The 23,041-nt window shown below is 68.3% G+C and carries 20 protein-coding genes; 4 read left to right on the top strand and 16 right to left on the bottom strand.

The window, feature by feature from the left end; genetic code table 11:
• Window positions 1–6: 6 nt before the first annotated feature.
• The 13 genes from sctT to HWX22_RS23735 all read right to left on the bottom strand — a co-directional run bounded on the left by sctT (window position 7) and on the right by HWX22_RS23735 (window position 13,039).
• Complete coding sequence (gene sctT / locus HWX22_RS23795; RefSeq protein ID WP_059526749.1) at window positions 7–816, bottom strand: type III secretion system export apparatus subunit SctT; 810 nt, start codon at window positions 814–816, stop codon at window positions 7–9.
• A complete protein-coding gene (locus HWX22_RS23790) occupies window positions 810–1,475 on the bottom strand; it encodes a hypothetical protein (RefSeq protein ID WP_175916517.1) in 666 nt (221 codons plus the stop codon). Before HWX22_RS23790 ends, sctT begins: the two co-directional genes overlap by 7 nt.
• Window positions 1,468–2,853, bottom strand: coding sequence for a type III secretion system ATPase SctN (sctN, locus tag HWX22_RS23785; protein ID WP_059526754.1), 1,386 nt, complete (start codon window positions 2,851–2,853; stop codon window positions 1,468–1,470). The genes HWX22_RS23790 and sctN overlap by 8 nt, the downstream gene beginning before the upstream one ends.
• Window positions 2,850–3,479: a type III secretion system stator protein SctL gene (gene sctL / locus HWX22_RS23780; protein ID WP_059600083.1), complete on the bottom strand. Its 630-nt coding sequence runs from the start codon at window positions 3,477–3,479 to the stop codon at window positions 2,850–2,852. The genes sctN and sctL overlap by 4 nt, the downstream gene beginning before the upstream one ends.
• Complete coding sequence (locus tag HWX22_RS23775) at window positions 3,461–4,201, bottom strand: SctK family type III secretion system sorting platform protein (protein ID WP_175916516.1); 741 nt, start codon at window positions 4,199–4,201, stop codon at window positions 3,461–3,463. The genes sctL and HWX22_RS23775 overlap by 19 nt, the downstream gene beginning before the upstream one ends.
• Window positions 4,198–5,082, bottom strand: coding sequence for a type III secretion inner membrane ring lipoprotein SctJ (sctJ, locus tag HWX22_RS23770; RefSeq protein ID WP_175911603.1), 885 nt, complete (start codon window positions 5,080–5,082; stop codon window positions 4,198–4,200). The genes HWX22_RS23775 and sctJ overlap by 4 nt, the downstream gene beginning before the upstream one ends.
• 53 nt (window positions 5,083–5,135) lie before the next feature.
• Window positions 5,136–5,618: a hypothetical protein gene (locus HWX22_RS23765; RefSeq protein ID WP_059527205.1), complete on the bottom strand. Its 483-nt coding sequence runs from the start codon at window positions 5,616–5,618 to the stop codon at window positions 5,136–5,138.
• Window positions 5,619–5,742: 124 nt separating this feature from the next.
• A complete protein-coding gene (locus HWX22_RS23760; RefSeq protein WP_059527208.1) occupies window positions 5,743–5,964 on the bottom strand; it encodes a hypothetical protein in 222 nt (73 codons plus the stop codon).
• A 145-nt stretch (window positions 5,965–6,109) separates the two neighbouring features.
• Window positions 6,110–7,459 (bottom strand): type III secretion system inner membrane ring subunit SctD, encoded by a 1,350-nt coding sequence (gene sctD / locus HWX22_RS23755; RefSeq protein WP_175911604.1) that lies wholly within the window; start codon window positions 7,457–7,459, stop codon window positions 6,110–6,112.
• Window positions 7,440–9,479, bottom strand: a complete 2,040-nt coding sequence (sctC, locus tag HWX22_RS23750; protein WP_175916515.1) for a type III secretion system outer membrane ring subunit SctC — start codon at window positions 9,477–9,479, stop codon at window positions 7,440–7,442. The genes sctD and sctC overlap by 20 nt, the downstream gene beginning before the upstream one ends.
• A complete protein-coding gene (gene sctS, locus HWX22_RS23745) occupies window positions 9,479–9,757 on the bottom strand; it encodes a type III secretion system export apparatus subunit SctS (RefSeq protein ID WP_011659215.1) in 279 nt (92 codons plus the stop codon). The genes sctC and sctS overlap by 1 nt, the downstream gene beginning before the upstream one ends.
• Complete coding sequence (gene sctV / locus HWX22_RS23740) at window positions 9,754–11,967, bottom strand: type III secretion system export apparatus subunit SctV (RefSeq protein ID WP_175916514.1); 2,214 nt, start codon at window positions 11,965–11,967, stop codon at window positions 9,754–9,756. The genes sctS and sctV overlap by 4 nt, the downstream gene beginning before the upstream one ends.
• Before the next feature lie 238 nt (window positions 11,968–12,205).
• Complete coding sequence (locus HWX22_RS23735) at window positions 12,206–13,039, bottom strand: autoinducer binding domain-containing protein (RefSeq protein WP_175911607.1); 834 nt, start codon at window positions 13,037–13,039, stop codon at window positions 12,206–12,208.
• Window positions 13,040–13,319: 280 nt separating this feature from the next.
• Between HWX22_RS23735 and HWX22_RS23730 the strand changes: the two genes are divergently transcribed.
• Entirely contained in the window at window positions 13,320–14,225 is a 906-nt protein-coding gene (locus HWX22_RS23730; protein WP_175916513.1) for a LuxR family transcriptional regulator, read from the top strand.
• An 85-nt stretch (window positions 14,226–14,310) separates the two neighbouring features.
• Here HWX22_RS23730 and HWX22_RS23725 read toward each other — a convergent pair whose 3' ends face one another.
• Window positions 14,311–15,957 carry an NRAMP family divalent metal transporter gene (locus HWX22_RS23725; RefSeq protein ID WP_175916512.1) on the bottom strand — a complete coding sequence of 549 codons (1,647 nt, stop codon included), beginning with the start codon at window positions 15,955–15,957 and terminating at the stop codon, window positions 14,311–14,313.
• A gap of 104 nt (window positions 15,958–16,061) precedes the next feature.
• The gene (locus HWX22_RS23720; RefSeq protein WP_175752182.1) at window positions 16,062–16,199 is read right to left on the bottom strand and encodes a hypothetical protein; all 138 of its coding nucleotides are present in this window, start codon (window positions 16,197–16,199) and stop codon (window positions 16,062–16,064) included.
• A gap of 1,065 nt (window positions 16,200–17,264) precedes the next feature.
• On the opposite strand from HWX22_RS23720, the gene HWX22_RS23715 reads away from it, so the two are divergent.
• Both HWX22_RS23715 and HWX22_RS23710 read left to right on the top strand, forming a co-directional pair.
• Window positions 17,265–17,534 (top strand): hypothetical protein, encoded by a 270-nt coding sequence (locus HWX22_RS23715; protein WP_175911609.1) that lies wholly within the window; start codon window positions 17,265–17,267, stop codon window positions 17,532–17,534.
• Between the two features lie 92 nt (window positions 17,535–17,626).
• Window positions 17,627–19,111 (top strand): carbohydrate porin, encoded by a 1,485-nt coding sequence (locus tag HWX22_RS23710; protein ID WP_175916511.1) that lies wholly within the window; start codon window positions 17,627–17,629, stop codon window positions 19,109–19,111.
• Between the two features lie 91 nt (window positions 19,112–19,202).
• Here HWX22_RS23710 and treA read toward each other — a convergent pair whose 3' ends face one another.
• Window positions 19,203–20,918, bottom strand: coding sequence for an alpha,alpha-trehalase TreA (gene treA, locus HWX22_RS23705; protein WP_175916510.1), 1,716 nt, complete (start codon window positions 20,916–20,918; stop codon window positions 19,203–19,205).
• A 331-nt stretch (window positions 20,919–21,249) separates the two neighbouring features.
• Between treA and HWX22_RS23700 the strand changes: the two genes are divergently transcribed.
• On the top strand, window positions 21,250–22,638 hold the full coding sequence (locus HWX22_RS23700) for an MFS transporter (protein ID WP_059819423.1): 1,389 nt from the start codon (window positions 21,250–21,252) through the stop codon (window positions 22,636–22,638).
• Window positions 22,639–23,041: the final 403 nt, after the last annotated feature.

Genomic DNA, 23,041 nt, shown 5'->3' with positions numbered 1-23,041 from the left:
GGGCCGTCACGCGCCGCCGTGCGCGGCGAACAGCGCGCGCAACAGCGCCATCAGCCCGCTGTCGGGGCTCAGCAGCGCATGCAGCGACGCGTACACCACCGGCAGGAACAGCACCATCATCAGCACCGCGAGCGCGCTCTTCACCGGCTGCGCGAACACGAAGATGTTCAGTTGCGGCACCGCGCGCCCGACGAGACCGATGCCGAGCTCGACGAGCACCAGCACGATGATGACGGGCGCGGCGAGCTTCACCATCCATTCGAAGATCGTGTCGGTCTGCCGCACGACGAAGGTCTCCAGCATCGACGAGAAATCGGGGCCGAGCGAGCCGATCGGCCACCACGCGTACGACTGCGCGAACAGTTGCACCAGCACTTGAAGGCCGCCCGCGGTGACGAACAGCGCGATCGCGACGAAATTGAGGAATCCCGACGTCGGGCCGCCCTCGTGCCCGCCCATCGGATCGAAGAACGCAGCGCTGCCGCTGCCGGTCTGGAAATCGATCAGGTAGCCGACGCCCTGGATCGCGAACAGCACCGCGCTGAACGCGCCCGCGAGCAGCATGCCGACCACCGCCTCCTTCGCGACGAGCAGGCACCACATCAGGAATGGCAGCGCGGCGACCTGCGCCGGGTCGATCACCGGCGCGACGAACGCGGCGATCACCACCGCGATTCCGTTGCGCACGAGGCCCGTGACGATCTGCTCGTTGAACACCGGCACCACGAACATGACCGGCAGCAGGCGCGGCATCACGTAGAGCAGCGGCCGCAGCGTGCCGGCGATGTCGTTGAAATTCGCGGCGTGGTCTAGCATCGGCGGTCCGCGGCGGCGGGAGGGGTTGCGGCGTCGGCAGCGGTCGAGTCGGCGGTGTCGGCCGCGGCCGTCGCATCCGCATCCGCCGGCCGCGACACCATCTCCGCATCGAATACGGCGGCCATCTCCGGCTGCCCCGCCGCATGCTCCGGCGCATCGCCCGCCCACACGCCGGCTGTCGCGAAACGCCGCACCGCATGCGCATCCGCGACCTCGTCTGCGTCGCGCTCGACCCGCGCGGCACGCGCCTGCAATGCCTTCTCGCCAGCCTTGTCGAGCTTGTCCTCGGCGGCCTTCGCCTTGCGCGCGGCGCGCTGCAGGTCCGCGAGCGTCGCCTCGTGATCGCGGTGCACGTGCGCGGCTTCGCTGACCGACGCATTCGCGACGCCGATGTGGCGATCGAACGTGCGCGTGTCGGCCGCGGCATTCTGCAGCGCGCGCGCCTCGCGGAGGTCGTCTGCGAGCCGCGTCTGGATCGCGGCCTTCGCGGCGACCTGCCGCGCGAGCTGCGCGTGCGCGGCATCGAGCGCGCGGCCGCTCTGCGCGGCGATGCCCTGCTGGCGCGCGGCCGCCACACGCGCGATCTGGCTGCGCATCTCGCGCACGCGCTTCAGGCGCGCGAGCGTCGCGAGCACGAGACGGTCGTCGGCTTCAGACATGGTCGTTCGCGAGTTTCGTCAGCTTCGCGAGCAGCGCGTCGAAACGCACGTCCTCGTGCGACGCCTGCGTGCAGAACGCGCCGATCGCATCGCGCGCGCGCAGCGCGAGATCGCCGAGCCGGTCGCTGCCTTCGCGATACTCGCCGATCTGCACGAGCAGCTCGATCTCCTGGTACTTCGCGATCAGCTCGCGCACGCGCGCGGCCGAGTGCTGATGCGCGCGGCTCGCGACGAGCGGCATCACGCGCGACAGGCTCGCGAGCACGTCGATCGCCGGATAGCGGTTCGCGAGCGCGATCTTGCGCGACAGCACGATGTGGCCATCCAGGATCGAGCGCACTTCCTCGGCGATCGGATCGGATTCCTCATCGCCTTCGACGAGCACCGTGTACAGCGCGGTGATCGATCCGGTCGCGCCCTGCCCCGCGCGTTCGAGCAGGCGCGGCAGCACGGCGAACGTCGACGGCGGGAAGCTGCGCCGCGTCGGCGGCTCGCCGCTCGCGAGGCCGACCTCGCGCTGCGCGCGTGCGAAGCGCGTCAGCGAATCGACCAGCAGCAGCACGCGCTTGCCCGCGTCGCGGAAGTGCTCGGCGATCGCGGTCGCGACCAGCGCGGATTTCACGCGCTCCATCGCGGGACGATCGGACGTCGACACGACGACGATCGAGCGCGCGCGCACCTCGGGCGACAGGCTGTGCTCGATGAACTCGCGCACTTCGCGGCCGCGTTCGCCGACCAGCGCGATCACGTTCACGTCCGCTTGCGCGCCGCGCGCGATCATCCCGAGCAGCGTGCTCTTGCCGACGCCGGACGGTGCGAAGATGCCGACGCGCTGGCCGATGCCGAGCGTCATCAGGCCGTCGATCACGCGCACGCCGGTCGGAAACGGCGTGTCGATCATCTTGCGCGCGAGCGGGTTCGGCGGGTCCTGCTGCGTCGATACCCACGCGGCGCCCGTCACAGGCCCGCGATCGTCGAGCGGCCGACCGAGCCCGTCGAGCACGCGGCCGAACAGCGCTTCGCCGACCGGGAACACGTGCTCGCGCCCGGACGGCACGACGGTCGTCTCCGGCGACAGCCCGGCCACGTCGCCGAGCGGCGTGAGCAGCGTGGTCTGTCGAGAGAAGCCGACCACTTCGGCGAGCAGCGTCGGCTGGTTCGGCGTGCGCAGTTCGCAGATCTCGCCGAGCCGCGCGCGGATGCCGGTCGCGTTGAGGATCTGCCCGACCGCGTGATTGACGCGGCCCTGCACCGACACCGGCGAGAAAAATGCGAGCCCCGCGTCGAGGTCGCCGACGAGGCGGCCGCGATCGAACGGCGCGGCATCGTCGTCGCTGTCGCCGCCGAACGACTGCGGATCGTCGAGCGGCGTGTTCATCGCGTCGTGCCCTTCAGCGCATCGCGGCGGATCGCCTGGCGCAGCGCGTCGATCTGCAGGTCGAGGCTCGCGTCGATGCGCCCGGACGGCGTCTCGACCGTGCACGCGTGGCGTTCGAGCTGCGCGTCCTCGACGATGCGGATCCGTTGCCGATTCGACTGGCCGGCGAATGCGCGGTCAAGCGCGTCGCGCATCTCGTCCTCGCGGCCCGGCGCGACCCGCACGATCAGGAACGCCTCGTCGCGCACGAGCGGCGCGATCCGCGCGAGCGCGGCCTCGTAGAGCTTCTGCGTGCCCATCTCGCCGACGATCGCGCGCACGGCCTTCACGACGATGTCGGCCATCGAATCCTTCATCGACTCCATCGTGCGCGCGGCGGCCAGCGCCTGCGTGTACGCCTGCGCCGCATGCTCGCGCTGCGCGCGGCGCATGCCTTCGTCGTAGCCCGCCGCCTGGCGCTTGTCGAATTCGCGCTGCGCATCGGCGACGATGCGCGCGGCCTCGTCGCGCGCGGTCGCGATCACCGCGGACGCGTCGAGCAGCGCCGCGTATTCGCGCTCCTTGAGCACCTTGCGCTCCGACAGCAGTTGCAGGTTGTCGCTCGTGATCAGAAAAGCCAGTCCCATGACGCAAGCCTCTCGGGAATCAGAAACAGGAACAACAATTCGCCGAACTGGTCGCGCTGCGCGCGGTTCAGCCAGTACGGCGCTTCGTCGTCGATCGCGCGGTTGAATTTCAGGCGCGCACGCCGCGCGACCGCATCGCCCGCCACGCCGATGAAATCCGCGAGCAGCCGCCCGCCGCGCGCGCGGATCACCACCGGCAACGCGGCCGGATCGGCACGCCACGGTTCGAGCGTGTCCGTGAGCGCGCCGAATTCCGGCGCGCGCTCGAGCGCGAGTTCCAGCGCGTCGCCGCCGAGCTTCGCCGCGATTTCCGCGCGAATGCGGCGCACGGTCAGCGCATCGCGCAGCCAGCCGCGATGCAGCAGCAGCCCCGCATACGACGCAAGCTGCTCGAGCGCCGCGCCGGGCAGCAGCGCGAGCCGCGCACACGGATTGGCGACGTCGAAGTCGTGATGCGCGGCCACGTCGTTCGCGTCGAGCAGATGGCGCGCAAGCAGCTTGCGGCCGGCCGGGCCGAACGCGTCGGGCGAGCGATAGCGCGCGGGCCACTCGGCCGGCACGCGCGTCACGTGCAGATAGCGGTCGGGCCGCAGGTTGAATTCGCAGACGAGCGCGTGAAACGCCGCGAGCCGCGCGGGCGGCGGCGGCGCGAGCGGGTGCAGCCACGGCAGCGGCGCGGCATCGGGCCTGGCAACCGGCGGCAGCGCGGCGTGTTCGCTCATGCGCCGTCGCGCGCGCCGTCCGGCGTGCGCAGGCCGCCGCCCGACGACGCGGACGCACCGCCGGCCCCGTTCGCGCCGCGCGGCGTGCCGACCAGCCCGGCCAGCCGGGCGCCGAACATCCCGCGCCGCGCGGCCGACAGCGCGATCACCGCGCAGGTCAGCAGGATCAGCGCGAACACCAGCCAGCCGAGCGGCGAGCGCAGCCGCAGGACGTCCGACACCGCGCTGCCGATGCCGTCCACGCGCGTCGTGCGCGCGGCGGCCGGCTGCAGGAACAGCGACACGTTGTCGTACTGCAGCCCTTCGATGCTGTGCGCGACGAGATCCTTGACCATCGGCGCCATCGCGCGCAGATCCACGCCGGGCCGGTAGCGGATGTACACGGCCGCCGACGACGGCTTGATCTTGTCCGCGAGCGGATCGTTCTCCGGAATCACGACCTGCACGCGCGCGACCACCACGCCCTCGATGTCCTGGAGCGTGCGCGACAGGTCCTGCGACACGCCGTACAGGTAGCGCACGCGCTCCTCGGCCGGCGTCGACACGAGCCCCTGCTTCTGGAACAGCTCGCCGAGGCTCGCATAGCTCGGCTTCGGCAGCCCGTTCGCCTGCAGCACGGTGAGCGCCGACTGCATGTCGCCGTCCGCGACGCTCACCTGCCATGCGTTGCGATCCGACGTGTCGCGCGCGTCGTTGTCCTTCGACGCGCTGATGCCCGCATCACCGAGCACGGCGACCATCTGGTTCGCGTCGCGCTCCGACAGGCCGGAGTACAGCTCCTTCTGGCAGCCGGCCAGCAGCGCGAGCAGTCCCGCGAGCAGCGCTCGTGCTGCCCGGCTGCGCCACGCATGCATGCGCGGCGTCGAATCGATCGTCGTCATCGTTTGTCCGCTTCAGGGCGCGCGGCCGCTTCAGGCACACGCACCGGCCTTCGTCACTCCTGCGTCTTCAGCACCGTGTGCGTGAAGCCGTTCGCCGCCTGCGCGACCGACAGGCTCAACTGGTATTCGGAAATCGTGGTGGTCGCCGTCCACTGGAAATCCATCGCCTTCACCATCGTCATCAGCGGATCGCTGCGGTTGTCCGCCATCGACGTCAGCATCTCGGTGCGATGCTTGTCGATGTTCGCGTACCGCGTGTCGAGATCGTTGCCGTACGTGCGCAACCGCTCGACCAGCGACGAATGGTTCGCCTGCGCGGGTGTCGCGGGCGTCATCTGCACCGCCGGCGCCGCATCGGCCGGCGCGCGCGACATCGCGACGCCCGACGCCGACGGCGACGCCGCGGCCGCACCCGGCTGCATCAACGCATCGAACTGGCGCACCTGCGCCGGATCGGACGCCGTGCCCGCCTGCTGCACGGCGCCCGCGAGCGCGGCCGCGCCCGGCGGCGCCGCGCCTACGCCTGTTACCGACATGATCGTGTCCTCCTTGACCGGCAGAGCCGGGAACGAGCCGGCCGGCACGCGCACACGCCCCGCCGGGCGCCCGTCACGGGCGGCCCGGGCATGTGGCGTCGCACGGCGCGGCCGGCGACCGGCTTCATGCGCGACCGGCGGAACTCAGGTGTTGCGCAACCTGGGCGTTCGCCGTCCCTTCCTGCGCGGTTACTGCGTTGCTGGTTTCGAACGTCGCGGTCGACTGCTGAACCTGGAAGTTGATCTTCGTCAGTTCGAGCTGCGTCTTGGTCAGGTCGTCCGCCTGCTGCTGAACCTGGGTCGTGTCGTTCGGACCACCCGCGCTACCTGCTGCTGAGGCACCCATATTTCGCTCCTTTTGCGTGAAGAACGTCATCCACTTTCCGGCGGCGGCCCCATGCCCCGCCGGCGACGTGACGCGCCGCATGCATGCGGCGTGTCGCGTAATGCGCGCACCGCGCGACGCGCGATGCGCAAAACCTGTCGCGACGCTAGTGCGCCGCCTCCTTCGAGGCACCGGCGGCCGCGACGGCCGGCGTCGCCGGCGCATCCTGCGGCAGCGTCGGGCCCGGCACCGGCTGCGCGACGCCGGCCGCCGCGCCGCTCGCGAGCGGCGGCACAGGCGGCGCCGGCGCCCGCTCCGGCGCGCTCGCGGACGCGCCGCCAAGCGGCATCGTGATGCGCTGGCCGTTGCGCTCGAACACGACTTCGTCCTGACCGATCGACACGACGGTCGGCCCTTCCTTCAGCCGCGCGCCTTCGAAATAGCGGCTGCCGTCGGCCGTCTCGATGTAACGCTGGTCGCCGTCGCCCGCGAATACCGTCGTGATCTCCGGAATCCCCGCGACGCCGCCGAGCGTCGTCGCGGTGCGCGGCGCGGCGGCATCGGCGTCGCGCACGTGGTCGACCACCTCGAGCGCCGGACGTGCGTCCTTCATGTAGTTGCGGATGCGCGGCTCGATCTGCGCGCGCTCGGCCGCGCCCGTCAATTCGATCCGGCCGCGGCCGAGATAGGTGACCGTCAGTGCCGTGTCGCTGAAATACGTCTGCGCGGTCGCGACGAGATCGCTGACCACGTAGATGTTGCCGAGCGCCGCGTTGTCGACGCCCGCGACGATCTGCGCGACGCGTTCCCGCGCCGCCGGGTCGCTCACGTAGCCCGACACGATCACGCCGTCGTCGCGCGGCGCGACGGCGAGCTCCGGATACGCGTGCAGCAACTGCTGCAGCCGATGCGTGCGCGCGAGCACCGACTCGTGCTGCCACGGCAGGCGCCCCGACCACGCGACGAAGCCGTAACCGAGCGCGCCGAGCAGCACCCCGATCCACAGCGCGACGACCGCGATCACAAGCCGCCGGCTGCCGAGACGTCGCAGCCCGCCGGTGAGCCAGCCGAGCCACGCGGCCTCGCGCGCGGCGTCCTGCGTGTCGGCCTCGTCGGGCACCGCGACGCTCGCCTGCGCATGACGCGCGATGCCGAGCTTGATCGAGCCGACCGTCACGACGTCCTGCGGCGTCATCGAGCGGCGGCCCGCACCGAGCGGCTCGTCGTTGAACAGCACGGGCGCTCCGCCATCGACGCCGTGGTTCTGCACCGTCACCGCAAGCGCGCCGACCTGCAGGCACACCTGTTTCGCGCCGATCTCGCGATCGGGCAGGATCACTTCGCAGTCGGCCGCGGTGCCGACCCAGTTCGCGCCGCGCGCGAGCGACATCGTGCGGCCGTACATCGGCCCGCTGAGGAAGCACAGGTTCCACGGCGACGCGAGCGCGGCCGATCCGGCCGCGCCGCCGCCGGGCAATGCGCCGTCGCCGTGCGGGTCAATGATGGTCGTCGACATGAGAGGACGCTCCTGCGGTCGTCGCCACGGGCTGCGCGGCCGAATCCTTCGGCGGCGGCAGCGCAGGCGGGCCGAACTTCGTGCCGGGAAGCGGCGCGGGCGTGAGCGGCACCGCGATGTCGTTGTCCGGCGGGCGATACATCGACGTGCCGTTCGAACCGGCCGGCCCGTCGGCACCCGGATTCACCGGCGAGCCGTCCGGCGCGTACATCGACGCGGTCGTCACCACGCGCGGCGTCAGCAAATAGAACCGCTCCATGTGGTTGCCCGACTTGTCGGTGTACTTGAACAGGTTGCCGATCAGCGGGATGTCGGACAGCCACGGCACGCCGCTCTTGTTCAGCCGCACCTCGTCGTCGTTGAAGCCCGCGATCAGCAGGCTCTTGCCTTCGTCGATCATCGTCTTGGTGACGATGTTGCGCTGCTGGATCACCGGCACGTTCGACACGGCCTGGCCCGGCACGATGTTGCCATCCTGGATGTCGATCGACATCATCACGCTCTGCGGGTTGCCGGACACGGCGGCCGCGTTGCGGATCGCCTCGTCGACGATCATCGGCGTTACCTTGATGCTGGTGCCGGTCGTCACGCTGTACAGCGACGAATCCTGGTAGCCCTGCACCTGTACGTAGAACTGCGTAAGGTTCTCGAGAATGGCCTCGGTGTTGTCGAGCGCGAGCACCTTCGGCTTCGAGCGCAGCTGCGCCTGCCCCTTCTGCGCGAGCGCGTTCACGCGGGTGAGCAGGTAGTTGCGCAACGAGCCGCCGATCGACGCGGTCAGCGCGATGCCGGTCGGCAGGAAGGCGCCAGTCTGCCCGGTTTCCGACGTGCCGATGCCGAACGTCAGCGGCGGATTGCCGGCGCCGTTGAACTGCGTGTTGCCGTTCAGCGGGTTCTGGCCGTTGCCGATCTGCACGTCGCCGTGCGTCGTGTGCAGACGCCAGTCGATCCCGAGGCTGTCGAGCGAATCCTCGTTGATGTCGATGATCGTCACGTTGATCTCGACGATGCGCGGCCGCTCGTCGAGCTGGTTGATCAGCGACTGGTAGCGGTACATGTTCTCCGGCAGGTCGCGCACGATCACCGCGTTGATCGCCGGATCGGCGACGATCTGCGGCAGCGTGTCGCCACCGCCGCCGCTGGAGAACGGCGAAAAGCCGCCCGCGCTGCCGTCCGCACCGCCGTAGCTGCCCTGGCGCGGGCCGCCGGACATGTCCGGGAAGTCGAGCCGCGGCACCGCGATCGTCAGCCCCGAGCCGAGCTTCACCTGACGCGCAGCCTGCCCGAGCGGCGTGCTCGACGGCAGTTCGCTCGTGCCGCCGCCCTTGCCGAACAGCCGGCGCAGGATCGTCGCGACGCCCGGCACCGTCACTTCCTTGCCCGAGCGGTTGATCGTGAAATCGGACGCCCAGCCGTACCTGAGCCGGAACGCGCGAATGTCCGCATGCGCGCCGTTCGCCGACGGGTCGCCGACCGAGCCGACCGCCTGCCGCACGAGCTCCACGTAGCGGCGCGGGCCGGCCACGTACACGCTGTTCGCGCGGTCGTTGATCACGAGCGTATAGCGCTTGTCGGGAATCTGCATCGCCTGCAGCGCGCGGCCGATCTCGCCGGCCGCGTTCGGCGGAATCGGGATCATCTGCGTCTGCGACTGGTCGGCCGGATCGACGTACAGGAACGAGCCGTCGTAGTACCACGTGAGCCCGTAGGTCGAGCAGATCGTGTCGAGCGTCTGCTGCGGCGTGCCCGAGAAGCGGCCGCTGATCACGCCGTCGACCTTCGGGTCGACCACGGCCGTCACGCCCTGCGACGATGCGAGCTCGCGAATGAAATCGCCGATCTTCTTGCCGTTCGCGACGATCGTGAACGGCTTGTTGCGCCAGCGCAGGTCCGCCGCGCGCGCCGGATGCGCGACCGTCATGCACAGCGATGCCGTGAGCAGCGCGGTCGCGCACATGGCGAGCGCGGCCCGTTGCAGGCGGCGCGGTTGAAACCGGATCGGGGTGACGCGTCGACGCATCAAAGCACTCCTGAGGAAGAAACGAACATGCGTTCCAGCGCCTGTTGCGCGAATCGCAGCACCTCGCTGCCGAGCCAGCCCGACAGCAGCACGAGCGCGACCATCACGGCGATCAGCCGCACCGCGATGCCGATGTTGGCGTCCTGCACCTGCGTGACCGCTTGCAGGATCGCGACCACGAGGCCGGTGACGGTGGCGATCAGGACGATCGGCAGCGACAGCAGCAGCACCAGCATCAGCGCCTGCCGGGTCAGGTCGAGGATCGTCGAGCTCGTCATTGCGCGACTCCCGGCGCGCGCACGCCGGCGCCCGCGCCGAGCGTGCCGTCGTCGGGCGGGTTCTTCACCCAGCCGACCGTATGCAGCTGCACGTCCTCCTCGACCTCCTGGTACGACAGCACCGCGAGTTCGGGCAGCACCGGCTGCAGGATCGTCTTCACGTAGCGGCGCGCGCCGAGCGCGACCATCACCGCGAGCCGCGCCGCGCCTTGCGGGTTGCCGTGGCCGCCCGCGCCGGCCGCCTGCGCCGACGTCGCGGCCTGCACGATCGCGCGCACCTGTTCGCCGATGTCCTGCTTGATCGCGCTCGACAGCGCGAGGAAATTGCCCTGCTTCGTGCGCATTACCGCGTTCTCGATCCGCTCCTGCAGGTTCTGCTCGAACAGCACGACGCGCAGCTGCCGCGTCGCGCCCGCATGTCGATCGGTGATCATCCGGCGCAGGTCGACGCGCACCAGCTCGACCAGCGCGATCACGTCGTCCGGCTCGTTCGGCGCCCACGTGATCAGGCTTTCGAAAATCACGCGCAGGTTGCGGATCGGCACCTGTTCGGCAAGCAGCCGGCGCAGCACCTCGGTCACGCGCTGCAGCGGCACGAGCCGCGTCAGTTCGCCGACGAGTTCGGGATGCTCGCGGCGCACCAGGTGCACGAGCGCCTGCGTTTCCTGGATGCCGAGCAGTTCGTCCGCATGCTGGCGCACGATCTGTTCGACGTGCGCGGCGAGCGCGCCTTCGCTCGTCAGCCACTTGCCGTCCGGCGTCGCGCCGTCGGGCTTGATCCACAGCGCGGTCGCGAACGGGCCGAACGCCTCGGCCGGCTGGCGCTCCGCGCGCTCGGGCAGCGGCGCGACGCCATCCCACAGCAGCCAGCCCGGCTTCAGCGCGCCATGCGCGGCGAGCACGTCCTGCAGATAGATCCGGTACGTGCCGGCTGCTGCGCCCTCGTCGTCGTTCAGCGTGATGCGAGGAAACACCGTCCCGATATCCGCGTCGACGCGCGCCTTCGCGCTCGACAGCGCGGTTTGCAACTGCGCGAGGTTCAGCGTCGTGCGCAGGTCGTCCGACAGCGACACCGCGATCAGCGACGTCACGCCCGCCGCATGCGACACCTTCGCGGGCTGGCCGTCGTCGGTCGCGCCGATGCGGCCGGCAATATGAATCAGGTTGAAGCTCGGCGCGGTCGTCTTGCGCTTCAGTTGCGTGAATGCGAACGCGCCGAGGCCGAACGCGATCAGCGCGAACGACCACTTCGGAAAACCGGGCACGACGAGGAAGCCGGCCAGCACCAGCGCCGCGATCAGCAGCGCGCGCGGATGCGCGCCGAGCTGCTCGCCCAGTTGTTCGCCGAGCTGGCGCTGCCGCGTGTCGCGCGTCGCGACGCGCGTCGTGACGATGCCGGCCGCGATCGACACCAGCAACGACGGGATCTGCGACGCCATCCCGTCGCCGACCGTCAGGATCGCGTAACGTTGCAGCGCCTCGCCGATGTCCATGCCGTGCATCAGCGTGCCAACCGCGATGCCCGCGACGATGTTAATGAACGCGATCACGAGGCCCGCGATCGCGTCGCCCTTCACGAACTTCATCGCGCCGTCCATCGCGCCGTGCATCTGCGATTCCTGTTCGAGCTTCTCGCGACGCTCGCGCGCTTCGTCGGCGCTGATGATCCCCGCGCGCAGGTCCGCGTCGATGCTCATCTGCTTGCCCGGCATCGCGTCGAGCGAGAAACGCGCGCCGACTTCGGCGACCCGCTCGGAGCCCTTCGCGATCACGATGAACTGCACGACGGCGATCACGAGGAACACCACGCCGCCCACCACGACGTTGTTGCCGACCACGAGCCGGCCGAACGCGTCGATCACGTGGCCCGCGTTCGCGTGCAGCAGGATCAGCTTGCACGACGCGATGTTCAGCGCAAGCCGGAACAGGGTCGTAAACAGCAGCAGCGCGGGAAACGACGAGAAGCTGACCGCCGAAGGCACGTAGGTCGACACCGTCAGCAGCACGACGCTCGCGGCGAGGTTCAGCGAAATCATCCCGTCGAGCGCGGCCTGGGGCAGCGGCAGGATGAACAGCGCGACCACCGACACGATGAACGCGGCGAGAAACAGGTCGGCGCGCGGCGATGCCCCGAGACGTCGCCCGGACACGCTGCGGCCGGCGGAAAAGATCCGCTGCCAGTCGCGAGGGAGCGCCTTCGGTTCTGCCATCGTGCCGTCGTCCTGTCGTTGTCGCCGCCGGGCACGGGCCGTCATGCCCCGTGTCGCGCGGACCGTTGAATGGGACGAGTGTAGCGACGCGACACGGTGCAAAAAGGGATGCGCCTCGTAGCGGCGCGGCGGTTTTCCGGTGACGATCCGATCCGACTACGAAACCCGGCGGCGCCTGCTCGCGCGCATCGCCGGAACCGCTTCCATCGCGCGGCGGGCGCCGCGCGCGCAGACAGGGTCAGGACTCCAGACGGCGTGCGGCGAGATACGCGAGCTGCGCGCGATTCTGGACGTTGAAGAGTTTTTCGAGCGAACGGATATGGTGACCGACCTTGTGCAGCGACGTGCGCAGCGCGCTCGCGATCTCCTGGTCGGACAGCCCGCGCACGAGACGCTCGAGCACCTGCTGCTGCTCGTCGCCCAGCGCGAAACCGCGCATGCGCGCGATGCGCGCCTCGAGAAACGGCAGCGCGACGCGATGCACGGCGAGGCTCACCGACAGCGCGCCGCCGATCACGCGATCGTCGATCCAGTCGGTGCCGTGCGCTTCCGACGTCACGTTCACCGCGACGCGCAAGTCGAGCCGCGGCGCCGACAGGCTGAAAATCACGCCGCTGTTCATTGCATGCGCACGCAGATGGCCGGCCAGCGCGAGCACCTTGCGGTCGCCGCTGCCCTGCGCGGCCGACTCGATCTCGTCGAGCCGCCACGCGACCGGAAAGCCGCTTTGCCGCACCTGCGCGAAACGCGGGTCGCTCTCGTAGAGCATGCCCTCGATATACGGCTGCATGAACGTCGCGGGCGCGAGATCGCGCAGCAGATGCGCGCACAGAATGCGCCGCCCGATCATTTCATACGCGCCGTATCCGAGCGTGCTGAAACCGATTTGCCGCAATCGGGAATGGCATTGGGCGAAATCGACAGGCGCAAGGTCGGATTTACCGGGCGCGATTTGAATGCCGGTAAAAACGTCACGCTCGATTGCATGAATTTCTTTCGAATAAGCGGCAGCGACCGCAATATCGGCTTGCGAGAACCACTCGACGCGTGGCGCGTCGTCAGCATATGTCATGAGGAGCCCACCCTTTCCCAATATGTGAACCTGCCCCGTCACGATCTGGTCTTTTCTTTATGTTTTTCTGGTTGTCTCTATACCGGTGCGAATATGAACCTTTCGCCCGAATTAGTATTACGGCATATTACGCGTACACAGGCATTTTTGTACAATGCCCCCGCGTTTCGTCTGGATGATGATCTGCGCATATCATAAAGATGCTCGATCGCATCGTCGCGAACGCCGTGCACGACACGGCTGCCGCCACGCGATGCGCGTCGATTCCGAGGGATGGCACATGTCCGATATTGCATTGCAAGAAGAAGCGGTCGCCCCAACGTTGTCCCGTCCGTCGCGACGGACGGCCTCCAGCACCGACGCGTCGAGAGAGCGCCCGGTGCAGGTCGTCTGGTGCGACGACGTCAAGCGCGGCGACATCGTGCAGCCGCACGCGCCGAAGCTCGGCGTCGCCGATACGCTCGAGCACGCGCAGAGCACCGCCGAACGCAACCGGATCGTCGCAAGCCTGCTGCACCTGACGGGCTTCTCGACGTTCGCCTATTTCGCGCTCGAATTCTCGCGGGAGCGAGTCGAAAGTCTCTACCTCCACGAGGCGTTCACGCCGACCACCTATCGCGGCGACTACGTGCGGCACAACCATCACGACATCGATCCGCGCACGCTCGGCGCGCGCGTATGCAACATGCCGATCGTGTGGGACCTGCAGCAACTGCGCCGCGAACATCGCGAACGCGACGACGGCCCGTGCGTGACGCCGGCGGCGCTCGACGGTTTCCTGCAGACGATGCAGGACGACGGCATGTGCAGCGGCATCATGTATTCGATGGCCGTGCCCGGCACGCGGCTGCATGCGTTCATGAGCTTCACCGCGCCGCGCCGCACGCGCGAGTGGATCACGCCGGCGACGATCGAGCAGGCGTTGTCGATCGGGCTGTCGGTGCACAAGTTCGCGTCGCCGCAACTGATCGCGACGTCGCGCGAACGCGCCGTGAACGGGCTCACGCCGTTCGAACAGGAACTGCTGCTGGGCATCGCGGAAGGCGCGTCGGACAAGGAAATCGGCCGGCGCCTCGACACCAGCGCGCACAACGTCGACTATCACCTGCGCAAGCTGCGCAAACGCTTCGGCGTCGCGAACCGGATCCAGCTCACGTACCTGACGTCGAAGCTCGAGCTGATCTGACGCGCGCGCGACGAACCTGCGTAAACGGACATGCCGGCCTCGCGGGCCGGCATGTCCGTACACCTGACGATCGCGCCGTACGGCGTTACTTCAGCAGCGTCATCTCCACGACCTTGACGATCACGAGACCGACGGCGATCACCAGATAGCCGCGCAATACGGCCATCCAGACGCGCGTCGCGACCGTCATGTTCTGCGGCTCGAGCGTTTCGAGCGGCGGCATGCGCCACGTGGGGCGCAGCGCGCGGTCGATGCCCGGCTCGACGACACGCTTGTTGCGGCGAATCAGCACCGTCGCGAGATAACCGGCGATCGCGAGCACGGTGCCGCCGACCAGCACGTCGACGATCGCTTCGCCGCTGATGTCCGGATACATCACCGATGCGGTCAGGATGATCGACAGCAGCACGAGCACCCAGATCACCGCGCCCGTGAACACGTTGAGCTTCGTCGAGTTGACCCAGGGCCCAAGCACCTGGCGATCGTTGCAGAGCACGAGCAGGAACACGGTCGCGCTCGGCAGCAGCACGCCGGCGAGCGTCTGCACCGCTTCGGTCAGCAGGCCGAGCGGACTGCCCGGAATCAGCACGAGCGCGGCAGCCGCCGCGACGATGCCGAAATAGACGAGATAGAAGCCCTTCGCATCGGACACGCCGCGATGCAGCGAATGGCGGATCTTGAACACGTCGCCGATCGCGTACGCGGTCGACAGCGACACCGCCGCCGCGCCGATGATGCACGCGTCGAGCAGCGCGACCGCGAACAGCGTCGCGCTCGTGCGGCCCGCATATTTCTCGAGGCCCGCGATCACGCCGCCCGCGTCGGTGAAGCTGCCCGCTTCCGGATGGCCGCCGAACAGCGCGGCGCTGAAGCCGATCATCGCGACCGCGCCGATCAGCACGAACGCGATGCCGATCCACAGGTCGATCTTTTCGTACTTCATGAAGCGCGGCGTGATGCGCTTGTCGATCACGTAGCTCTGCTGAAAGAACAGCTGCCATGGCGCGACCGTCGTGCCGACGATGCCGATCACGAGCAGCATCACATCGGACAGTTTTGCGTGCACGGGCCAGTTCGGCACGAAGAAGTCGCGCGACATCTGCGCCACCGGCGGGTGGATCGACACGAGCACCGGCACGAGCAGCAGGCTCATCACGCACAGCACGATCGCAAACCGCTCGAAGCGCCTGAAGTCGCCGGTACTCACCGCCGCCATCGTCAACGCGGCCGCCACGCAGACGCCCGCAACCTTCGGGAGCCCGAAGAAAGCCAGTACGAACGTGATGCCGATGAATTCGGTGACGATCGTCAGCGCATTGAGCAGGAACAGGTCGATCACGCTGAACGCGCCCCAGAACTTGCCGAAGCGCTCGAAGATCAGGCGCGCGTGACCGACGCCGGTGACCGCGCCGAGGCGCAGCACCATCTCCTGGTTCACGTACAGCACCGGGACGAGCAGCAGCAGCGTCCACAGCAGCGTCGTGCCGTAGTTCTGGCCGGCCTGCGTATAGGTGCCGAATGCGCCTGCATCGTTGTCGCCGACCATCACGATCAGGCCGGGGCCGATGATCGCGAGCAGCGTGCGCAGGCGCGCCCACCACGTGCCGCGCGCGGCGGTGTCGTGATGCGCGATGGTGCCGAGCGCGCCGCGGATGTCGCCCAGGTGGGCTTCGTCGAGCACGGCGCTGCGTTCGACGGCGATCGGTGGAGAGACGTTCGATGGCGTGGACATGATGAATTCCGTACGGCTGGTTTTTTATCCGGCAAGCGTGTGGCCTTGGAATACGCGCGCAGAACGGGGCCGCGCGCGCATGCCGAGACGCGCTCGGCGCTTCTTCAGCGGATCAACGATTTCAGGTGGTTCAGCAAACGGGAGAACACCCGCGGACGGGCGTCGAGCGTCAGCATCGCGTCGTAATGCGGACGCGATTCAGTGACGTGCGGGAGGTTCGACAGCAGAAGGCCGAAGTTCATGGGCTGGCTCCTGGCGGCGACGGCATGCGTGCCGGCCGCGTGGTGGGCGCGGGGCCAGTCCGGGGCCTGAACGACGTGTCAGGCTAGTCGGCCGGATTGTCCCTGCGACCCGGGTTCAAAAGGGTCTGTTGGTGCAACGGGCATAAGGGACAACTGTCACTGTCGTTCACGGCGGCTCCTGTGCGGTGTTCCGGAGAACACGATTGACCGCCGCGCGGTGCGGGCCGCCGTTCGGGTGCATGCGAAACGCATGCGCGAACGCGGCCGCGCGCCGGGCGGCGGCGAAACCGGATGGCGCATGCGCAAACGCATCACGCTAACCGGCGCGAATCAGGGTGCACGTAGGGAGTTGCTGCGGAATACTGCTGCGCGCACCGTTTGCCTGGATGACAAACGGCGGCTTCGATGAGGCGCGGACGTCGGTCGCTCAGGCGGAAATTTCGTTCGAAGATCGACTACTGCAGGCGTCCAAGGCGGCGGCCCCAAGAGTGAAGATGCCGGATTCTATGGACCGGCCGAAACGGAAGTCAACCCTCTGGCACGCCCTCCGGGGAATATTTTTTCCCTCCCCTACACGCTGAAAGATTCGCGCCCGGAATGACGCGCCGCAACCTTTCAATGCGTCGCACGGCGCGCGCCGCCGATGCGTGCGAGCAACAGTCGCCGCGTGCCGCCGGCGGCCGGTCGCACCGGGCATCGGTCGGCCCGCGCGCGGTGCAACTGCCGGTGCAATACGCGCAACGCCGCTGCTTTTTTACTTGCACCGCAGCAAAGCTCGCGACTACAATCCGCCCCAATTCATCAAGGGAGTCCCTTCGTGGACACATGCTCCAGTTGCAGTTCGATGCCGGTCCAGGCCGGCCAAGCCATCGCGAGATAGCAGCCAGACGCATGTCATTCGCCGCTAGCTCGCATTCGTCGGGTTAGCGCGCTTCCCCCGGTGCCGGCATAGTCGGCCCGTCCGTCGCACGCTCCGTTACGTTCCAACCGCCGATCGCAGGTCGCGTCATGCACCCGCGCTCGATCACGTCGTCCGGCATGCGCCGGACCGGACGGAGGTTCGTCATGTTCTTTCAATCGTTCGCGGCCAGATTCAAGCGATTCATCCACGTCGCGTCCGACCGCTCGTTGGTTTCGGCTGTTTCGCCGCTCGTCCACGCGTTCGGTAACTGGCGCGGCAGCGCCCTCGCGCACCTCCCGGAAGCACCGCGCCCGCTCGATTGCGCGCTGGTCGGTGCGATGGCGGCCGCCATCGCGCTCGTCGCGCTGCTCTGCACGGCCGCGTCGCGCCTCGGCTTCGCGCACGTATGGCGGATCGGGGGCTGGTTGCCATGAACGGCGATGCGGAACGCGCCGCCTGTACCCGCGCCATCGCTTCACGTTTTCATTTCGTCAGTCAAGCTAATCAATCAAACAACGGAGCCCGCATGAAGAATCGCTTCGAATCCGCACCGCGTACACCGCGCCTCGATGCGCTCGCCGCGTTGCTGTTGTCGCTCGCCGCCGCGCCCGCGTTCGCGCAATCGTCGCCGCCGGCCGCCGCGGCCGAGCCGGCGCCCGGCGTCGGCGACGCCGCCCCCGCACCGGCCGCCGACGCTGCCGCGCCCGCGACCACCGGTTTCTGGGAACGCTCGAACCTGTTCGGCAACATGGGCGGCCTGCGCGACGTGCTCGGCGATCACGGCGTCACGCTAAACCTGCAGGAAACCAGCGAATACCTGTACAACGCCGCGGGCGGCACGCAGCGCGGCGGCGCCTATCAGGGCCTCACGCAATTCGGCTTCAACGTCGATACGGAGAAAGCGGTCGGGCTGCCGGGCGGAACGTTCAACGTGTCGGCGCTGCAGATCCACGGCACCAACCTCACGCAGCGCTATTTGCAGACGCTGCAGACCGCGACCGGCATCGAGGCGAATTCGACCACGCGGCTGTGGGAGCTCTGGTACCAGCAGGCGTTCCTCGCCGGCAAGGCCGACGTGCGGGTCGGCCAGCAGAGCGTCGACCAGGAATTCATGGTGAGCCAGTACGCGGCGACGTTCATGAACGCGACGTTCGGCTGGCCCGTGCTGCCGTCGACCGACCTGCCGTCCGGCGGCCCCGCGTATCCGCTGTCGTCGCTCGGCGTGCGGCTGCGCGTGAAGCCGGCCGACGCGTGGACCGCGATGGTCGGCGTGTTCGACGGCAACCCGGCCGGCCGCAGCGACGGCGACGCGCAGGTGCTGAACGCGCACGGCACCAACTTCAATCTGCGCAGCGGCGCATTCGTGATCGGCGAACTCCAGTACGCGCTGAACGCGCCGCCGGCCGACCCGAAGGCGCCGCAACCGGCCGGCCTGCCGGGCACGTACAAGCTCGGCTTCTGGTATCAGTCGCAGCACACGAACGATCCGCGCCTCGGCACCGACGGGTTGTCGCTCGCGAATCCGGCCAGCAACGGCATCCCCGCCACGCATCGCGGCAACTACGGTTTCTATGCGGTCGCGGATCAGATGGTGTGGCGGCCGTCGGCGGACAGCCCGCGTTCGGTCGGCGTGTTCGCGCGCGTGATGGGCGCGCCGGGCGATCGCAACGTCGTCGATTTCGCGGCGAATGCGGGCGTGACGCTCAAGGCGCCGTTCAAGGGTCGCGACGACGATACGGCCGGCATCGCGATCGGCTACGCGAAGATCGGCTCGCATGCACGTGCGCTCGACGGCGACACCGGCACGTATACGACGCCCGGCTATCCGGTGCGTCGCGCGGAAACGGTGATCGAGGCAACCTATCAGTACCAGGTCGCGCCGTGGTGGCAACTGCAGGCCGACGTGCAGCACTTCTTCCGGCCGGGCGGCGGCATCCCGAACCCGAACGCGGCCGGCGCGCGCATCGGCGACGAAACGGTGGTCGGCGTGCGCACGACGATCACGTTCTGACACCCGCGCATGCGACACGGGCCGGACTGCCGCACGCGCGGCGATCCGGCCCGTGTCCGTTTACGTGCCTGCATGCAACGCATGCGGCCCGTCACTCGCCATACAGCCCGAGCAGTTTCAGCGTGACGCCGTTGGTCCAGCCGAAGCCGTCCTGCAGCGGATATTCGCCGCCACCGCCACCGCCCGCGCCGGCCCCTTCGACCACGTACTTCTCGACGAGCTTGCCTTCGGTCGCATACACATGCTTCACGTCGGCCAGGAAGCGCGTGCCGATGTCCTTCGCGAGCGCCGGTTCGCCGTAGCGGCGCAGCCCGTCGATCGCGATCCACTGCAGCGGCGCCCAGCCGTTCGGTGCGTCCCACTGCTGGCCGGTGTTCTCGGTCGTCGTCGCGAGGCCGCCCGGTTGCAGCAGCGTCTTTCGCACCTCGCGCGCGGTCGCCTTCGCGCGCTCTGGCCATGCGACGCCCGCGAACAGCGGATACAGCGCGGCGGCCGTCACCCCGTCGCGCGGCTTGCGCAACTGCCAGTCGTAGTCGCCGTAATAGCCGCGGCGATTCCACAGATAGTGGTTGATCGCCGCCGCGCGCCGCGCCGCCCGTCCGGAAAAATCCGCCACGCATGCGATGTCGCGCGTGACTGCGCAGCCCTTCACGATCGTCGTCTCGAGATGGAACATCAGGCTGTTCAGGTCGACCGGCACGATCGACGTCGTGCGGATCGTCGCGAGCGTCTTGCCGTCGCCGAACCAGCGCGAGCTGTAGTCCCAGCCGCTTTCGGCGCCCGCGCGCAGGTCGCGGTACACCTCGTTAGCGGGACGATTCGGTACGGACTTCGCAGTCGTCACGTCCTCGAGATACGACTCGTCGCGCGGCGTGTCGCTCGCGTCCCAGTAGCGGTTCAGCACCGCGCCGTCCGGCATCGCGACCACGTTGCGCGCCGCCTGCCCGCGCGGCGTCGTGGTTTCGCCCTGCATCCAGTACGCATGTTCCTTGCGCAGCGCCGGCAGATATTTCTGGTAGATCTTGTCGCCTTCGGCCTGCGCGGCGAGCGTGACCATGTAGGCGAAGAACGGCGGCTGCGAGCGGCTCGCGTAATACGTGCGGTTGCCGTTCGGGATGTGGCCGATCGTGTCGATCAGATACGCGAAGTTGTCGAGCATGTCGTCGACGAGATCCTCGCGCCCCGACACCTGCAGCCCGAGCATCGTGAAATAGGTATCCCAGTAGTAGCCTTCGCGGAAGCGGCCGCCCGGCACCACGTACGGCTTCGGCATCGCGATCAGCGAGCTGTATGGCGGCACCGTCGTGCTGGAGCGCGTGAGCTGCGGCCACAGCCAGTCGATGTGCTGGCGCAGCGTCTGGTTCGCGGGCGGCGTGACCCCGCCTTCCGGCGGCGGCGTGAAGTGCTGGTCGACGAACGCCTTCAGCGAGAAGCCCGGCTGCGACTTCTGTTGCTGATACAACTGTACGATCGTCGCCGGATCGGTGTTGGGTGTCGCGTCGACGAAGGTCTTCTGGTCGGGATAGATTTGCGCCGTCTGCACCGCGACGAACAGGTCGCCGTAGAGCTGGCTCGGTGGCGGCAGCAGCGTGCCGGAAGCCGGGCTCGCGAGCGTCGCCGTGGCGGGCGCGGCGGACTGGCTGCCCGCCTGCATCGCGGCCTGATTTGCGCTGTCGGCCTGCGCCGCGCAACCGGCGACGGCGAGGTAAGCGACGGCGAGGACGGCGGCCCAGCGCAGACGCGGCGCGGGAACGGACGGATGCGAGGCAGGATGCGATGCGGTCGATGCGGCACGACGTGGCGTCATGACGTGTCCCCTCCTTTCGATGATGAATGGTTCGGCAGGGGTCTCGTTCGCGCGTGCGCTCGTCTCGATGGCCGTCGATCGATGCGCGTCGTTGTATTACGCAGATGAGTTCCGACTGTCGCACGAAACGCGCATCGCACGCAAGTTTCGCGGTGGCCACCGCGGGCGTGCGTCATGTGTCATGTCACGAATCGCATCCGGCATCGCAGTCGTCCCTTCTTTCACACGCGGTAACAGGAACGACTGTTGCAACATGCGGAACAACCGTTGTCTTGCGTGACGCAACGACCACATTGTGGGCATAATGGCGTCTTTACCGCGCGCCCTGCCCATGTCGCCCGTCTTTCTAGCACCGCTCATCGTTGCCTGTGCGTTGTTCATGGAAAGCGTCGACGCGAACATCATCGTCACCGCACTGCCCGCGATGGCGAGGGACTTCGGGCACAATCCCGTCACACTGAACATTGCGATCACGTCCTACGTGGTCGGCCTCGGCGTATTCATCCCGATCTGCGGATGGCTTGCCGACCGCTTCAGCGCGCGCTCCGTCTTCCGCACCGCGATCGGCATCTTCGTCGCCGGCTCGCTGATGTGCGCGGCCTCCAACTCGCTCGGCGTGCTGACGTTCGCGCGCTTCGTGCAGGGCGTCGGCGGCGCGATGATGGTGCCGGTCGGCCGGATCATCATCTTCCGCGCGGTGCCGCGCTCCGATCTCGTGCGCGCGATGAACTACCTCGCGATTCCCGCGCTGTTCGGGCCGACGCTCGGGCCGCTCGTCGGCGGCTTCATCACGACCTACCTGCACTGGCGGATGATCTTCTTCATCAACGTGCCGATCGGCATCTACGGGATCTACCTCGCGAGCAAGCACATCGCGAACACGCACGAGGCCGATCCCGGCCCGCTCGACTGGTTCGGATTCCTGCTGTCGGCGAGCGGCGCCGCGCTGCTGCTGATGGGCCTCACGCTGATCGACGGCTCGCTCACGTCGCGCGGCAACGCGCTCCTGATGTGCGCGGCCGGCGCGGCAATGCTCGCGCTCTACGTGCCGTACGCGCGCCGCAAGACGCGCCCGGTGCTCGACCTCAGCTTCCTGAAGATCCCGACCTACCATGCGAGCGTGGTCGGCGGGTCGCTGTTCCGCATCGGCCTCGGCGCGGTGCCGTTCCTGCTGCCGCTCGCACTCCAGGAAGGCCTCGGGATGAGCGCGTTCCACTCCGGGCTGATCACCTGCGCATCCGCGCTCGGCGGCGCGGTGAGCCGCTCGACGGCCACCCATACGCTGCGCCGCTTCGGCTTTCGCACGGTGCTGATCTACAACGCCGCGTTCGCCGGGCTCGCGATCGCCGCCTACGGCGTGTTCCATCCGGGCATGCCGACCTGGGCGATCTGGACGATCGTGCTGGTCGGCGGCATCTTCCCCGCGCTGCAGTTCACGAGCCTGAATTCGATGATCTACGCGGATATTTCGCAGGCCGATGCAGGCCGCGCGACGAGCCTCGGCAGTGTCGTGCAGCAGATGTCGCTCGGGCTCGGCGTGACGGTCGCCGGCCTCGTGCTGCACGTGTCGCACTGGCTGCAGGGGCATCAAACGATGGTGTGGTCGGATTTCTGGCCCGCGTTCGTCGTGGTCGGGCTGTGTTCGTTCGCGTCGATTCCGATCACGCGACGGCTGCCGCCCGGCGCCGGCGACGAAGTCGCGCGCGGCAAGCGGCAATGAACGTGCTGGCTGGAGAGGGAAAGGCAGGCGGCGGAAGAACCGGAAAACAAAAAAAATCAGCGGACATCCACACGGGGCCGGTGCACAGCCGCATGGATGTCCGCTCAGGGCTCCGGGTCTCTCGTTGGGGGTTGAGAATCCCGGATCTGCTTCCTGCGTGCCATTGACATATGTGCGTCGGAAGCCGAATCGTTGCGCGCACATTTCGTCGCGCCATGACTGCACTATAGGGAAAGTCGCGCCGCGCATCTGTCAACCATTGTCAGACGCGTTGCATGAGCGCTTTCCAATGGAACAGGAGCCTGGACGAGGGTCTGCACTGGCTCTTGCGTAGCGCTTTCGGCGCGTTTCCAATGCAAAAGAGCCTGTTGTTGGCCCGACACGCGCGAGTTGACCGACACCG

Origin of the sequence: Burkholderia sp. BCC1638, assembly GCF_902833195.1 — a bacterium.
Taxonomy (GTDB): domain Bacteria; phylum Pseudomonadota; class Gammaproteobacteria; order Burkholderiales; family Burkholderiaceae; genus Burkholderia; species Burkholderia diffusa.
The sequence above is the reverse complement of the archived record's forward strand: the minus strand, read 5'-3'. Positions and strand labels throughout refer to the sequence as shown.

Coding starts and splice junctions, on each gene's coding strand:
- HWX22_RS23735 (WP_175911607.1), bottom strand. CDS start 13,039: ATGACATATGCTGACGACGCGCCACGCGTCGAGTGGTTCTCGCAAGCC.
- HWX22_RS23715 (WP_175911609.1), top strand. CDS start 17,265: ATGTTCTTTCAATCGTTCGCGGCCAGATTCAAGCGATTCATCCACGTC.
- HWX22_RS23790 (WP_175916517.1), bottom strand. CDS start 1,475: ATGTCTGAAGCCGACGACCGTCTCGTGCTCGCGACGCTCGCGCGCCTG.
- sctC (WP_175916515.1), bottom strand. CDS start 9,479: ATGCGTCGACGCGTCACCCCGATCCGGTTTCAACCGCGCCGCCTGCAA.
- HWX22_RS23720 (WP_175752182.1), bottom strand. CDS start 16,199: ATGAACTTCGGCCTTCTGCTGTCGAACCTCCCGCACGTCACTGAATCG.
- HWX22_RS23710 (WP_175916511.1), top strand. CDS start 17,627: ATGAAGAATCGCTTCGAATCCGCACCGCGTACACCGCGCCTCGATGCG.
- HWX22_RS23760 (WP_059527208.1), bottom strand. CDS start 5,964: ATGGGTGCCTCAGCAGCAGGTAGCGCGGGTGGTCCGAACGACACGACC.
- HWX22_RS23765 (WP_059527205.1), bottom strand. CDS start 5,618: ATGTCGGTAACAGGCGTAGGCGCGGCGCCGCCGGGCGCGGCCGCGCTC.
- sctN (WP_059526754.1), bottom strand. CDS start 2,853: ATGAACACGCCGCTCGACGATCCGCAGTCGTTCGGCGGCGACAGCGAC.
- treA (WP_175916510.1), bottom strand. CDS start 20,918: ATGACGCCACGTCGTGCCGCATCGACCGCATCGCATCCTGCCTCGCAT.
- HWX22_RS23730 (WP_175916513.1), top strand. CDS start 13,320: ATGTCCGATATTGCATTGCAAGAAGAAGCGGTCGCCCCAACGTTGTCC.
- sctJ (WP_175911603.1), bottom strand. CDS start 5,082: ATGACGACGATCGATTCGACGCCGCGCATGCATGCGTGGCGCAGCCGG.
- HWX22_RS23725 (WP_175916512.1), bottom strand. CDS start 15,957: ATGTCCACGCCATCGAACGTCTCTCCACCGATCGCCGTCGAACGCAGC.
- HWX22_RS23700 (WP_059819423.1), top strand. CDS start 21,250: ATGTCGCCCGTCTTTCTAGCACCGCTCATCGTTGCCTGTGCGTTGTTC.
- sctD (WP_175911604.1), bottom strand. CDS start 7,459: ATGTCGACGACCATCATTGACCCGCACGGCGACGGCGCATTGCCCGGC.
- HWX22_RS23775 (WP_175916516.1), bottom strand. CDS start 4,201: ATGAGCGAACACGCCGCGCTGCCGCCGGTTGCCAGGCCCGATGCCGCG.
- sctT (WP_059526749.1), bottom strand. CDS start 816: ATGCTAGACCACGCCGCGAATTTCAACGACATCGCCGGCACGCTGCGG.
- sctS (WP_011659215.1), bottom strand. CDS start 9,757: ATGACGAGCTCGACGATCCTCGACCTGACCCGGCAGGCGCTGATGCTG.
- sctL (WP_059600083.1), bottom strand. CDS start 3,479: ATGGGACTGGCTTTTCTGATCACGAGCGACAACCTGCAACTGCTGTCG.
- sctV (WP_175916514.1), bottom strand. CDS start 11,967: ATGGCAGAACCGAAGGCGCTCCCTCGCGACTGGCAGCGGATCTTTTCC.